This window comes from Streptomyces gottesmaniae (assembly GCF_031845845.1).
GTDB classification, from domain to species: Bacteria; Actinomycetota; Actinomycetes; order Streptomycetales; family Streptomycetaceae; genus Streptomyces; species Streptomyces akebiae.
Window position 1 is genome coordinate 176,278 of record NZ_JAVRFJ010000010.1, and the last position, 13,676, is coordinate 189,953.

Consider the following 13,676-nt stretch of genomic DNA (forward strand, 5'->3'; position numbering starts at 1 on the left):
CTAGCCCGCGCGGCTTCGATCGCTATCGAGACGGTTGCCGGTACCCAGTGGCCAATGCGCCTGGCCGAGGCCCTGCGTGATCTGGACGCGACTTGGCAGGAGTCAGCCGAGGTGTGCGCTGACGTCGCCTGGCAGGCCCGCGCCGCCGGGAACAGTGCGCTGGTACTTCTCGACCCCGAGCACGTCACCGACCCCGGCCCCGGCCCGGTCATCTGGCGGACATACCGGCACCTCTACCTGAGCACCCTGCGCTACGACTTCCGGTGCCGCTCCGCCATCTGTGCCTGTCCTGCACCCCCGCCGCGCCTGACCACCAGCCCCGCCGCCGCACCCACCGCAGCAGCCCCGGCACATCGGCGGCGCTGACCCCCGCCCCCTATTCCCTTCGAGGAGACCATGCACGACCCCACCCCCGACACCGGTCTCGGCTCGTTCGCTGCCGTCCTCGCCGGCGAACTGCCCGGCGCCTGGACCAGCACGTACCACCCGGACCGCGGCGGCAACAACGACCACGACGCCCTCACCGACCACGTGTGGGACATGAACGATGTCGCCGACACCCTGGCCAAGCACACCGTGGACCACTGCGCCGTGCTGACCCGCGACGACGGCAGCCGACTGTTCGTCGCGGACCGGCTCGGGCACGGCGAGGGCTACCTGATCGCCGCTATGGCCCCCACCGACGCACCGGCCGAAGCGTTCCGTGGCGTCCGCGAGCCCGACGGAATCGCAGTGGACGCCGATCCGTTCAGCGCCGCCGAGGACATCCATTACGACCTGCTGCCCCGGTACGACAAGGCCCTCGCCCAGGTCCGCACCAACGCCGCCCGCCTCACGACGCCGCCGGCCGCCGAGCCGGAACATGTGGTGATGACCTGGTCCGGCGACGCCCTCGTCGTCGACAAGCCCGACCGCGACGACATCGTCCAGGCCCTGACCGACTACGGCTTCGCCCTCGACGCGGAAACCGACGTCTTCGTCCTATCCGGTGACGACTCCGCGCACCAAGCCGCGTCCGTACGAGCCGCCGGCCACCGCTTGTCCGAGCTGGGCGTCGGCGTCGTCCTACGTAATCCGCCCGCCCGGCCCGCCCTGGGCACCACCGCGGTAGCGCCTCCGAGCCCGCCGGTCGCCTCTCCGCACCGGGGCCGGTGACTCTCGCACACGAGGACGAGCCGACGTTCCTCGTCCTGGATTTCGTGACCATCACCCGGGACCCGAAGACCGCGCTGGTCGTTGCCATCGGGGGCGACCAGCGCGCGGCCGGCCTCCTGCAGACCGCTGGCGGCTTCCGTTCCGCCCCAGGCCCACGCGGCGACTACCACCGCCTGCCGCACGCCCTGCCCGTCGAGGAGCAGCGTCAGGGTGCCACCGCCGCAGCCCATGCCCTGCTTCTGGCTGGGTACAGCGTCCATCTCGACCCCGCACTCAACACCCTGGCCACCCAGGGCAGCGACCGGCAAGCCGCCCACCGCCACCTCGAACAGCTCACCTCACTCGCCAGCGATGCCGACGATGACCGGCAGGTCGCGGCGGTCCTGACCGAGATCGCGGCACCCGACGACGGCCTGCTACCCCGCCTTACGCAGTCGCTGCTTGCGACCTGGGCATCGTGCGGCGCCTCAAGGACACCGGCCGTGACCCGCAGGTGGCGATGCAGCTGGGGGCCATCGTCAACAACCTGTCCACCCTCACCTGGCAGATCGAGCAGGTCCGCAACGACGTCGACCGGACCGGCCCCGCACTACAGACCCACCGCCCAGTGTCCACAGCGCCCTCGCCAATGGCTGCGCCCGCCGTTCGACAGCGCGCTGACCCGATCCCCGAACAGGAGCATGCCGTACGTGGGAAACCGCGCCGACGACGAAGGCACCGACGTCGAGATCTACATCAGACCGCTGACCGACACGGTCCACGCCGACACCCCCACCGATGCGCCCGAGGAACTCCTGGCCCTGCTCGACAGCCTTGGCTTCGAACGCAAGACGACGGCAACGGCCTGGCCCGTCTATGTCTGGCACGAGGTCCCCGACCGCCTCACCGAGGCCGAGAAGAAGAGGCTCACCACCAGCGCCGTTCCCTCGCTGCTCGTGGCCGGATACCTGGTCAACATCACCAACGCCGTCTGGGACGCCGCCGCCTATCAAGAGGCCGCAGAGGCAGTGCGCCACCAGCCCGGCGCCGCAACCACGCCGCGCACCGCGACCGCCTCCGTCATCGGGCCCACGGCAGTCCGGCGACACCTCGTCGGCGGTGAGCCTCGATCGAAAGGAGTCCCGCTCGTGAGCCTGGCGGACGAGCACGAGGTCGACGTTGAGTTCTATCACCGCGACGGAACGATCTACGTCGATAGCCGCACCAGCGCCCCGGAGCAGCTGCTCGTCCTGCTCGACGGCCTCGGGCTCGAACGCCACGGCGGCGAGGGCGAGATCTGGCATCAAGTCCCCGACCAGATGGACGAGATCGCCATGAAGGACATGGCCGATCGGGCTGCGTGGCTGCTGACCCGCCACGGCTTCCAGGTCTCCATCGATGCGGGCCTCTTCGGCGGCACCGCCTACCGCGCCGCCCTCGCCGCATCCCCAGCACACCGGCCGTCATCCGCGCCCGCAGCGCCTGCCCCGAGCGCGTCGCGCCCTCGCCGCACGCGCTGACCACCCACCGCGCCGCCCCGGCACGGGGTCGGCCCAGCCCTCACCTGGAGTACCTGTCACCCGCGAAACCGACCGCACCCCACCGCCCATCACAGCCGACCGCAAGCCGCGCCTGGTCACCGCCCTCTTCCGCCGCTACCTGCGTGGCGTCACCGCCGGCAGCCGCACACGGACCAACCTGCTGGCCGGCGGGCACCCCGAAGCGGCCCTCGACGAAGCCCGCCGCCGGGACATGTTCCTTCTCGTCGACAGCCACCGCACCCGCCACCACAACTAGCCGCCCGACCTTGCCCGTTCAGGAGGCCCATGACCAATACCCCGCCCTTTTACTCCGTACGGCTCGCTGACGACATCGCAGGCCAACTCGGCCTACTGACACAGCTCTTGGGCCATGCTCCGCCGCACGAGGCCGCCCAGATTCTCGGCAAGGTCCTCGACTACGACGAGGGCCTGCTCGGACGAGTCACCGAACTGGTCGCCACCGGATCGCGCTTCGCCCAGGACCACTCCCAGCGCGGCATCCTGCACCCCGAGGTGTGGCTGGCCCTGGGCCGCGCGGCCAACGAACTCGACAGCGTGGGCGAGGATCTCAACGAGCACACCGGCACGATCAAGCAGCTCGCCACGCCCGCCACCCCGTCCACCAGCCCGGCTGCGCGGCCCGCCGGATCGGCGATGGTCGTCAGGCGGCACCGGTGAGACAGAACAAGCAGTGGTCCGGCTGGGGCGCCGCCGGTCAGCAGGCCCAGCAGCACTACCTCGTCGAGCCCCGCTATCTCGCCGGCGGCGGCGACCTGCGCCACGTCACCGAGTACCTGCGCGCCTCCGGGTGGAAGGACAAGTCCAAGAGCGGCGGCCCCATCGTCTTCGACAGCCCGGACAAGTCCGTGCGCATCGGATACGACCCGTTCACCCAGCCCGGCGGCTGGACCATCAGCGGGAAGCAGACCGCGCACCAGGAGGCATGGCACGCCACCTTCGGCCGACAGACGCCCGTCGAAATCGTCGCCGGTATCACCGACGCCCTGTTCACCGAACGCAAGGCGCACGCCCCCGACGTGTGGGAATCCGTGCAGCAACAGGGCTGGGAGACCGAGCGAGGCCAGCACTTCACCGCCCGCAGCCCGGACGGCGATGCCTTCGTCCGCTTCCACCAGTCCGGCCCCGGCCAGGCACACTGGTGGGCCGGTGCTCGCAACGAACACGGCCGTGTGTGGGAGGCGATGTTCACGCCGACCACGCCGATGCATCTGGTGCAAGCATTCAGCACGGCGCTGTCGGAACCTCAGCCCGTGCTGCGGCCGCTCGGCCACGTTCCGCCCTCCCAGCGGATCCGCACCACCTCCGTGTCCGTCCTGCCGTCCCAGCTCAGCGCCTGGCAACAGGCGCGGATCACCGCCGCCAGAGCGGCCACATGGGCCTGCAATTCCTTCGCCACCAACCGGGCCCGCACCCCTCCCGGCGCCCGCCCGTACACCGGGCAGGCGGGCCGGGCCCGGTGAGTCACAAACGCTTCTGCTCCCGCGTCAACGGTCCCACCATCACCAGGTCCACCACACCCGGTGGCTGGACGAGGTCATGCCACGGCACCTGACCGAATACCTGCTCGCCGCCGCCTGGAGCAACCGCTCGGTGCCCGGGTATCCCCACGTCCTGTTGGCGAGCCTCGACCAGCAACGCCATCTCACCCTGGAGCAGCGTCTCGCCGGAGCAGCTCCAGCTGATGCACCGGCAGCGCCTCGATGATGCCCCGCGCACCATGCCGCCTCAGTCGTCCCCGGCCGGCCGATCCTCGTCTTCGGGGCCGGCACATCGAAGAAGCGCCGCCAGTCAGGCAGCGACCCGGCCCAACCACCTCACCACTCGTTTCACGCAAGGACGTTGATGCCCAACCTCTCGCTCTCCAGCTCCGACCAGATCGCGCATGCGACAGCAACCCTGACCCAGCTCAAGGACTACCTGCGCACCAACCCGCCAGTATCCGACGTACTGCCGCTGCTTGCTCGCCTCCTCGACGAGGACACCGGCGTCCCCATCCTGCTCGGCGACGTCCTGCGCAGCGCCGCGCGCCTCGTCTCCCACCAGGCCGCCATCCCCAAGACCGACGAGATCCGCCTGATCATCGACGGGCTCCGGGACGCCGCCCAGGAGGCCACGGACTGGCACATCCTGCACTGGGACATGCAGCGCCTGAGCGGCCACGCGTTCGCGTCGGCAGGTCCGCCGACGACGCCGTGACCCGCCCCTACATCTTCAGCAAGGCCGACGACGCCTGGTCTCGTATCTGGTTCGACACCAGTCCCGGTCATCTCGCCGGGCCAGGCGACCCGCGCCATGTCACCCAGGCGCTGCGGGCCGGTGGCTGGAAGAACTACGCCGACCCTGACTATCCCCATGTCGTCCTGGCCAGCCCCGACTTCCGGCACACGCTCGTGCTCGAGCCCGCTGCGGACACGTACTCCGCCTGGTGGCGGATCTCCTCACAGCGCTGGCACGCGTCGTTCGGCGGCAACATGCCCGCCGAGATCATCGCCGGGTTCACCGACGCCCTCCTGCTCCCCGCGCCGGTCGCGGAGCCGGACGTGTGGCCGACGCTGCAAGCAGCGGGCTGGGCCTACGAGCGCGACGAGCGGGGCAATGAGAGTGCGCGCCATCCGGACGGCATCACCACAATGGAGCGGCGGGCAACGCTGACGAGCGACTACTTCAGCTGGAGCGCCGAAGTCGCGTTCCCCACCGGTCTCGGCGGCCACCAGCGGCTGTGGCACGCGTACTTCGACGACCGCACGCCCCGCCACCTGCTCGCCGCCTTCGCCACCGCCCTCACCGACCCCGCGCCCGTGCCGCGCGGCCACTACGACGTCCCGCACTCCCACCTGGTCACTCAGGTCGAACGCGGCGCCCAGGGCGAGCAACTGGCCGCCGCCCACGACGCGCGCTTGAAAGCCATCCGGGCCATCGCCCGCAAGGCCCGCCGCAGCAGTGCGCCGACCACGCACCCCGCGCCGGCACCCGCCACAGAGACGGCCACTGCTGTGACCCGGGGCCGCTGAACCACGCGGCGCGGCCCCGCCCGCGCCGCACCCCCATTAGAACTGCATGCCCAAAGGCCCCTCTTGACCATTCCACTCGAACCGGCGAGCCCGACACACCGCCTCTATCTGAGCCAACTCGCCATCTACCTGCGGGAAAGCAGGCAGATCCTCGCCGCCTGGGACGCCTACTCCGACCAGCACTCCGACCCCGACACGCACCAGCCCTACGACGAGGACACCTACGGCCTGCGCCAGCGCCAGCGCGACTCCGACACTTGGGTCTCCTTCGGCCGGGTATATGACCACGCCGACGAACTGGTCCACGTCGCCCAACAGCACCTCGCCCAGCTGCCCGCCTCCGCCCGGACCCGGCGCTACGCCTGGCAGGTGCGAGAACTACGCGACAGCGCCACGGGGCTGCACGCCGTCCACGACGACTGGCGCGCCGTGCGCCGCGCACTACCCGCGAGTGCCCGGCCCGGGACCGAGGCGTTCGATGAACCGCTCGCCGAAAGCTACGCGGAAGCCTGGCACTACCTCGACCAGTGGGCGATCCACGGCCAGGCGCTCTTCGCCATCAACGCGCTGGCGCAGAAGCAACCGAAGGCTTCCGCGCCCGCACTGGTCACGGCGCCGCCCGTGCCCAAGGCCGCCGCAGCATCGTCTGCGGCCCGGCGGTGGTGCGCGTGAGCGACACCGTCGAGCAGGCGCTCATCACCCCGCGCTATCTCGCGGGCGGCGGAGACCCGGGGTGGATCACCGTGCCGCTGCATCGCGCCGCCGGCTGGAGCTACGGACACGACCCGCTGATGCCGCGCGTCCTGCTCACCAGCCCGGACCAGCTCATCCAGCTGCGTCTGGGCCCCGACCTGGACGATCCGGGCTGGTGGACCATCCGGCAGGCGCGTACCTCGAATCACCCCGGCTGGGCGGCCACCTTCGAAGCCCGCACCCCCGTCGAGATCATCGCCGCCTTCACCGACGCCCTGACCGATCCATCCGGCCCGCCCACCGCAGCGCCCGATCCCTGCGCCCCGCTGCGGGACGCAGGCTGGCACACGCCGCCCCACCTCGGCAGCCTCGCCTCCCCCGACAACATCGCGCACGTCTGGCGGATCGGCGCCCCCGGTCGGGATCTGTGGAGCATCGAGACCGCGGTGATCCAGGACCCGACGATCTGGCGTGCCGTGTTCACCGGCACCACCCCGCTGCACCTGATCGCCGCCGTGACGCAGTCGCTCGCCGACCGCACCCCCATCCCCCGCGATCCGAGCCGGATCCCGGGCCTGGCCCGCGACCGCATGACCGTGCACACCCATCACCTCCCCGCGCCGGACATCGCCTTCGCCCTGGAGCGACGCGTCAGCGCCCTCGCCGCCCGGCACCGCCCAGCGACCACTGCCCCACCCCCACCACACAGCCCTTCGCCGCGCCGCACCCGCTGACCGGCCCCGCCCGCGTCGCGCTCCCCACCCACGTACCTGGAACAGCCCTTGCCCCAGCCCTCCACCACCTCGTCCACCGACGGCTACGACATAGCCTTCCGCGTCCTGGGCGTCGTCCTCGCCATCGCCGTCCCCCTGACGAACCTGGCGTGGCTGGGCGGCAACCTCACCGCCTGGACCACCGACACCGGCCCCCGCGCGCCCTATCAGCCCGTGCAGGCCCTGCTCCATCCCGACCAGCTGTGGCCCCGCCTCGGCGAAACGTCCCTGCTGCTGGGCACCCGCATCCTGCCCGGCACCGTGCTACTCGCACTCGGGATCACGGCCGCCGTGCTGTACAAGCGGCACACGGATGGCGGCGGACGCAGGAAGCGCGTCGCCGGGATGGCCAAGCAGCGGGACATCGAGCCGCTGATGTCCAAGGCCATCACCGCCAAGGCAAGATCATTGCGCCCGAGTCTGAAGGACGCCAAGCGCCTCACTCCGGCCGACACCGGCATCCTGCTCGGCAACCTCCAGGGCACGAAGCACGAAGTGCGCATGGGGTACGAGGACGTCGCCGTCGCGATCATGGCACCACGCTCCGGCAAGACCACCTCGCTGGCGATCCCCTCCATCCTCAACGCGCCCGGCCCGGTCCTGCTCACTTCCAACAAGGCCGCAGGCGACGCCTACACGACCACGCTCGACGCGCGGGCGGCCGTCGGCCGGACCTGGTCGATGGACCCGCAGCAGATCGCCCACGCCGAACGGGCCATGTGGTGGAACCCCTTGTCCGACGCCAAGACCCTCGACGGCGCCGGCAGGCTCGCCGGCCACTTCCTCGCCGCCAGCGTCGACGCCTCCCAGCAGGGCGACTTCTGGTCCAAGGCGGGATCCAACATCCTCTCGCAACTGTTCCTGGCCGCAGCCCTCGCCGAGCGGCCGATCACCGACGTAATGCAGTGGCTGGCCTTCCCCGCCGACCGGACCCCTCTGGACATTCTGCGCGACCACCAGTTCGCCGCCGTCGCCGCGCAACTGAAGGGCACCGTGGAGGGCCCGCCAGAGACCCGCGACGGAATCTACGAGACCGCCCGCCAGTACGCCGCCGCCCTGCTCAACAGCGAGATCGCAGCATGGGTGACGCCGCAGAAGGACGTGGCGGAGTTCAAGCCGCGCGAGTTCGTCACCTCGAAGGACACGCTCTATCTGCTGTCGAAGGACGGCGGTGGCGGCGCCTCGGCCCTCATCGCCGCGTGCGCGGACTCGGTCATGCGGGCCGCAACCGCCCAGGCCGAACGCGCCGGCGGACGCCTCGACCCGCCGATGTTGGCGATCCTCGACGAGGCCGCAAACGTCTGCAAGATCTCGGACCTGCCAGATCTGTACTCCCACCTCGGCAGCCGCGGGATCATCCCCATCACGATCCTGCAGAGCTACCGCCAAGGCCAGAAAGTCTGGGGCGACGCCGGCATGGACGCCATGTGGAGCGCCTCCACGATCAAGGTCATCGGGTCCGGAATCGACGACCCGGACTTCGCCGACAAGCTCAGCCGTCTGATCGGCGATCACGACGTCGAGACCACCTCCACCTCGACCTCCGAGTCCGGCAAGTCCACGTCCGTCAGCATGCGACAGGAACGCATCCTGGCCGCCGACGCCATCCGCGCCCTGCCCAAGGGCACCGCGCTCGCGTTCGCCACCGGCATGCGCGCCGCCATGCTCGACCTGCGCCCCTGGTATCTCGAGCCCGGCGCCCGCGAACTTTCCGCCGCCTCCGCCCGCGCGTCCAAGGGCATCACCGATCGCGCCGTCGCCAAGGCCGCCCCGAAGCAGACCGACTTCGGCACCGCCGCATAGTCCGCGCGCCTCTCCTCCCACTCAACTCGCCCACGGAGGCGCCCATTGCGGGCCCTGGAGTCGAAGGGCCTTGCCGAACGGACCCCGAACTCGGCTCTCGGTGCCTACATCGGCGGCCCGCCACAGGACCGCGTGCGCCTCACCCAGCAGGCATCACGGCCCTCGCCTCCGTCATCGGGCTACCCCCGACAGGGCCAGGCACCGCCGCCCTCGGCACGACGCCCCGTCCGATCCCCACCGCCACGCAGGCAACCACCCGAAGCCGCTGAATCGCCGTCCCCAGGAGCCATCCCATCTCCACGCCCCCGCTCGACCTGAATGAACAAGTCCGCCAGCTCCGTCAACTGGCCCGAGACTTCGAAGTCCTCCGCGCACGCCTACGCGACGTCTCCTACACCCCCGGCACGGACGCGCTGCACCGCATCAGCCCTCTCCTGCTCAAGGCACAGAACCTCACGGCCACCGCCCTGCTGCGCCTGACTGCCCTCGACAACAGCACGTACACCAATACCGCCGGCAGCCGCGCCGGCCTGGAGCTGCTGGCCTCGGTCGTGTCCGCTTCTTCGCTCGCCGGCAACGACATCGCCAACGCGCTGTTCGCCAACCCGTACGAGGGCGCGCAGTTCTCTGGCTACGTGGCCGACGACGAGGCGGTGCGCACCGCACGGCACGCCGAGGCCATTCCGCGTATGACCGGGCACCTCGACGATGCCGCCCACCAGCTCGACCTGAGCGCGACTGGATGCCACTACCTCGCCCACGGCATCACCGAAGACCTGGCATCCATGCAAGATCACACGGCAGCATCCGCACAGCAGACGACCGGCCTTGCACTCACCGCCGCCCAGTACGACGCCCTCAAGTCCCTCCTGGGAGGCGGACGGCTGTATGAGAGTTCACAACGCGGGCTGGGCGTCACCCGCGTCGCCACCGACGGCAGCACCCGCGTCTCCATCGCCACCTACCGGGCTCTGGCCAAACGCGGACTCGTCACCGCCGACACCAGCACCTCGCTGTACCACGGCCAGAAGATCACCGTCACCGAGGACGGGCACCGGGCCCTGACGCAGCCGCGTCACCGAGCCGCGCTGACGACCGCAGCGGCCACTGCGCCCAAGGCCGCCGTGGCGCAGGGAGCACGCCGATGACGCCTTACGACGCCCCTGAACGCCTGCTGGCCCTCGGCACCGCATACACCCGCCACCACGACGCACTCTCCAGCCTGCTGCACAGCGGCAACCGGGCCGTCGCGGTCCAGGAGATGGAGTACGGCGTGGTCGACACCTGTTCGCCCTGGACCTGCCGGGGTGAAGTCGAGCCGGTGCAGGACGACTTCGGGATGGCTTCTTGAAGCGGATCATCCTCGACCTGTTCGCCGGCCCCGGCGGCTGGAGCCACGCCCTCACCGTCCTCGGCGCCCGAGACATCGGCCTGGAATGGGACGAGTGGGCCTGCAAAACCCGCGCGCATGCCGGGCAGTTGACGATCCGGACCGATGTGGCCCGCTATCCGGCGTGGATCTTCTCCGGCCGGATCCTCGGGCTGATCGCCTCCCCTCCCTGTCAGGCATGGAGCATGGCGGGCAAGCGCCTCGGTCTTGTCGACCAGCCGCTCGTCCACCAGGCCGTCTCCGACCTCGCCGCCGGCCGCGACACCCGTGAGCAGCTGCTCGGCGCGTGCGCGGACGAACGGTCTCTCCTCACGGCCGAACCCATGCGCTATCTGCACGCCCTCAACAGCGCGGGCGAGCCCGAGTGGGTGGTCATGGAGGAAGTCCCCGACGTCCTGCCGCTGTGGCGGCAGTACGCGGCCATCCTGCGGACCTGGGGATTCTCCGTCTGGACTGGCATCCTCAATGCCGCCGACTACGGCGTCCCGCAAACCCGGAAGCGAGCGATCTTGCTCGCCTCCCGCGTACGCACCGCCCAACCCCCGCCGCCCACCCACGCGACGGCCGCCGAGCCGGAGTCGCTGTTCGGACCCGGCCGTGACCAGTGGGTCTCCATGGCCGAGGCCCTGGGCTGGGGCGCCACTGACCGGCCCGTGCCCACCGTTTGCGCCGGCGGCGGACCGGGAGGCGGCCCCGAGCCCTTCCCCTCCGGCTCACGTAAGACCCTGACCGACGCCCGCGCCCGCGGCGCCTGGACACCACATCCCGACTCCGAGATCGTCCTGGCCTCCCGCCGGGAGGGCTCCGGCTGGGCCGCCCGGCACGGTGCCCGCGAGAACCGCCCCGCAGATGCTCCGGCCCCCACGTTCACCGCCGAGGCGCACCACTGGTCATGGTCACTGCGCAGCAACAACCAGTCCAACGCGACCGTGCGCCGCGCCGACGAGCCCGCGGGCACGCTGTTCTTCGGCCACCGGGCCAACGAGTGCACCTGGGTCGCCGACACCGCCTCCGACATGCCGGACGGCGAGCACCGACCGGTGCCAGCCCCGATCAAGATCACCGCACAGGAAGCGGGCGTGCTCCAGAGCTTCCCCGCCGACTATCCGTGGCAGGGCAACAAAGGCCAAACGTTCTCGCAGATCGGCAACGCTGTCCCCCCGCGCTTGGCAGCACACCTACTCGCCCCGAACCTCAACAAGCCCTTCAACCCCGACGACTTCACCCTCGCCGCCTGATGACCCACACCCCCGAACCCGACGAGGACAACGACCTCGCGCCGGCGCCGAGGCCGGTCCACTATGCCGAGCAGGCCCTGCTCGGCGCCCTTCTCCTCGAACCTGCCCGTCTGGCCGACACCGAGCCTCTGATCGCCCACCACTTCGACAGCCACACCCATGCCGCGCTGTTCACCGCGATCCGCACCCTCCCGCCGCCCGACCCCGCCGACCACGCAAAGGACACTGCCTGGCTCAACGCCGTGCTGGAGCACGCGCGTCCGCACGCTCCCGGCCTGAGCGCCTCCTACATTCACAGCCTGATCCAGTTCTGCCCGCAGCCGAAGCACGCTGCGGCGTACGCCAGGATGATCCGCGCCGACAACGCCCGCCGGGTCCTGCGCGGGCACGCCGAGCGCCTCGCGTCCACCGCTACCGACCCGGGCCTGCCCAACCCGGCCGCCGCGACACTCGGCATGGCTGACGACATCTGCCGCGTCCTGGACGCCCTTGCCGAACAGTTCGCCCCGCACCCCGGCTCCTTCCCCCGCACAGCACTCCCCGCGGATGTCCCGCGGCAGGCCGGCGAGGAGGACCTCGACGAAGAGCGCCTCCTGTTGGCGACCGCCACCGCCTATCCGGCAGAGGTCCAGCAGATGCGGTGGCTGACCGAGGCGGACTTCCTGCTGCCGCTACACGCCGCGCTCTGGCAGTCCATCACGGCGCTGGTCCACCGCGGCGACATGGTCGACCCGGTCACCGTCCTCGGTGAGGCCCAGCACCGCGGTCTTCTCACCGGCTCCCTCGCCCCCAAGGACGTGATGGTGCTGGTCTCCACGCCCGCTGGCTCCCCCGAGTACTGGGGCGAGAAGATCGTCAAACGCGCCCTTCTCGCCCGCGCCCAGACAGTCGCCGCACGGATCACCGCCTACACCGACGACCCCGCCAACACCCCCCATCAGCTCATCACCGGCAGCCGTCGCGCCCTCGCCGACCTCAACGCCCTGCGCACCCGCTGGATGCGCGCCACCGCGACCCCGCCCGCTCCCGCGGGAAGCATGCCGGCACTCCGCGGGCAACCGCCCCGCGCGACCGGGCCACCGCCCCAGCCCGCCCTACCCAGCCCGCGCGCCCACCGATGACCCTCCGCCGTCGGGCCCGGCCGTCCCTCGGCCGGGCCCGGACCAGAAACGAGCCCGCCTTTTATGCCCGGTATTCCTCCCGACGCCCCCGTCCGCCTCGACGCCCGGGTCTTCCTCGACGTCCCTCCCGCCCACCCAACCGCCCGCACGCCTGACCGGCAGTCGCTACCGCACCGCCCAGGCCCTCCTGACCGCGCACGGCTTCGACTCCCCCGACGAGCGCACCATGGTCCCGGCCCGGATCGACCGCGAGGAGCCGCACTGGCCCACAAGGCCACCCATGCCCTGCACGCCGAGGGCATCACCGCCGAGATCCCCCCGGCCTGCAGGAAGCCATCGACGAGGAAAGGAAGATCGCCCGCAAGGGGGGCGGGATGGTGCTGCTGGGCGGCACGCTGATCCGGACCGCCGGCGCTCCGGCAAAGAGAACCGGAAAAACTACTCCGGCAAGAGCAAATGCCATGGCCCGCTCTTGATCGGGCTCACGGACGATCGCGGCCGACTGCTCTGGGGCTCGGCGGCCCGGCCCGGACAGACCTCGGAGATCATCGCCTGTCGACACGACCAGCTCACCGTCAAGCTGTGGGCGGCCAGTCTCGGGGCGATCGCCAACCTGGGCTTCGTCGGGCTCGACGACAGCGGCCCCGACACCGGCCCCGTAGTGATCACCGGTTACAAGGCCGCCCGCAACCGGCCCCTGACACGAGGACAGAAGCTGTCGAACACCGCACTGGCCGTGGGGCGGGCACCGCTTGGCTTCGCCCACCTCAAGAACTGGCGCGTGCTCGGCAAAGTCCGCACCGACGCCATCTTGGCGACCGCCCTGGTCAGGGCCCTGCTCCCCCTCACGAACCGCGAAGTGTCCCGGTGACCGACGATCTTCACCGAAGTCATCCACCCACGACCAGCACGAACAACACGAAGCCCGCGCACACCAGACCCGTGACCAGC

General features: G+C 70.9%; 16 protein-coding genes. All 16 read left to right on the forward strand.

Annotated elements, in window-relative coordinates:
- The first annotated feature begins 54 nt into the window (after window positions 1-54).
- The 16 genes from RM704_RS14160 to RM704_RS14235 all read left to right on the forward strand — a co-directional run bounded on the left by RM704_RS14160 (window position 55) and on the right by RM704_RS14235 (window position 13,596).
- Window positions 55-366, forward strand: coding sequence for a hypothetical protein (locus tag RM704_RS14160; RefSeq protein WP_311590587.1), 312 nt, complete (start codon window positions 55-57; stop codon window positions 364-366).
- Between the two features lie 30 nt (window positions 367-396).
- Window positions 397-1,155, forward strand: a complete 759-nt coding sequence (locus tag RM704_RS14165; protein WP_033530957.1) for a hypothetical protein — start codon at window positions 397-399, stop codon at window positions 1,153-1,155.
- Window positions 1,156-1,199: 44 nt separating this feature from the next.
- On the forward strand, window positions 1,200-2,654 hold the full coding sequence (locus RM704_RS14170; RefSeq protein ID WP_311590588.1) for a hypothetical protein: 1,455 nt from the start codon (window positions 1,200-1,202) through the stop codon (window positions 2,652-2,654).
- A gap of 306 nt (window positions 2,655-2,960) precedes the next feature.
- Window positions 2,961-3,353: a hypothetical protein gene (locus tag RM704_RS14175; RefSeq protein WP_033530955.1), complete on the forward strand. Its 393-nt coding sequence runs from the start codon at window positions 2,961-2,963 to the stop codon at window positions 3,351-3,353.
- Window positions 3,350-4,156, forward strand: a complete 807-nt coding sequence (locus RM704_RS14180) for an SPDY domain-containing protein (RefSeq protein ID WP_033530954.1) — start codon at window positions 3,350-3,352, stop codon at window positions 4,154-4,156. Before RM704_RS14175 ends, RM704_RS14180 begins: the two co-directional genes overlap by 4 nt.
- Before the next feature lie 76 nt (window positions 4,157-4,232).
- Window positions 4,233-4,400: a hypothetical protein gene (locus tag RM704_RS14185; protein ID WP_157856791.1), complete on the forward strand. Its 168-nt coding sequence runs from the start codon at window positions 4,233-4,235 to the stop codon at window positions 4,398-4,400.
- Window positions 4,401-4,538: 138 nt separating this feature from the next.
- Window positions 4,539-4,892 (forward strand): hypothetical protein, encoded by a 354-nt coding sequence (locus RM704_RS14190; protein WP_033530952.1) that lies wholly within the window; start codon window positions 4,539-4,541, stop codon window positions 4,890-4,892.
- Entirely contained in the window at window positions 4,889-5,707 is an 819-nt protein-coding gene (locus tag RM704_RS14195) for an SPDY domain-containing protein (RefSeq protein WP_052146403.1), read from the forward strand. The genes RM704_RS14190 and RM704_RS14195 overlap by 4 nt, the downstream gene beginning before the upstream one ends.
- 63 nt (window positions 5,708-5,770) lie before the next feature.
- On the forward strand, window positions 5,771-6,379 hold the full coding sequence (locus tag RM704_RS14200; protein WP_311590591.1) for a hypothetical protein: 609 nt from the start codon (window positions 5,771-5,773) through the stop codon (window positions 6,377-6,379).
- Window positions 6,376-7,134, forward strand: coding sequence for an SPDY domain-containing protein (locus tag RM704_RS14205; RefSeq protein WP_311590592.1), 759 nt, complete (start codon window positions 6,376-6,378; stop codon window positions 7,132-7,134). Before RM704_RS14200 ends, RM704_RS14205 begins: the two co-directional genes overlap by 4 nt.
- A gap of 48 nt (window positions 7,135-7,182) precedes the next feature.
- Window positions 7,183-8,976: a type IV secretory system conjugative DNA transfer family protein gene (locus tag RM704_RS14210; RefSeq protein ID WP_033530951.1), complete on the forward strand. Its 1,794-nt coding sequence runs from the start codon at window positions 7,183-7,185 to the stop codon at window positions 8,974-8,976.
- Between the two features lie 551 nt (window positions 8,977-9,527).
- The gene (locus RM704_RS14215; protein ID WP_311590594.1) at window positions 9,528-10,124 is read left to right on the forward strand and encodes a hypothetical protein; all 597 of its coding nucleotides are present in this window, start codon (window positions 9,528-9,530) and stop codon (window positions 10,122-10,124) included.
- Window positions 10,121-10,327: a hypothetical protein gene (locus RM704_RS14220; RefSeq protein ID WP_033530949.1), complete on the forward strand. Its 207-nt coding sequence runs from the start codon at window positions 10,121-10,123 to the stop codon at window positions 10,325-10,327. Before RM704_RS14215 ends, RM704_RS14220 begins: the two co-directional genes overlap by 4 nt.
- A 5-nt stretch (window positions 10,328-10,332) precedes the next feature.
- Window positions 10,333-11,604, forward strand: coding sequence for a DNA cytosine methyltransferase (locus RM704_RS14225; protein WP_033531108.1), 1,272 nt, complete (start codon window positions 10,333-10,335; stop codon window positions 11,602-11,604).
- A complete protein-coding gene (locus tag RM704_RS14230; protein WP_033530948.1) occupies window positions 11,604-12,725 on the forward strand; it encodes a DnaB-like helicase N-terminal domain-containing protein in 1,122 nt (373 codons plus the stop codon). The genes RM704_RS14225 and RM704_RS14230 overlap by 1 nt, the downstream gene beginning before the upstream one ends.
- A 472-nt stretch (window positions 12,726-13,197) precedes the next feature.
- Window positions 13,198-13,596, forward strand: a complete 399-nt coding sequence (locus RM704_RS14235; protein WP_078937398.1) for a hypothetical protein — start codon at window positions 13,198-13,200, stop codon at window positions 13,594-13,596.
- Window positions 13,597-13,676: the final 80 nt, after the last annotated feature.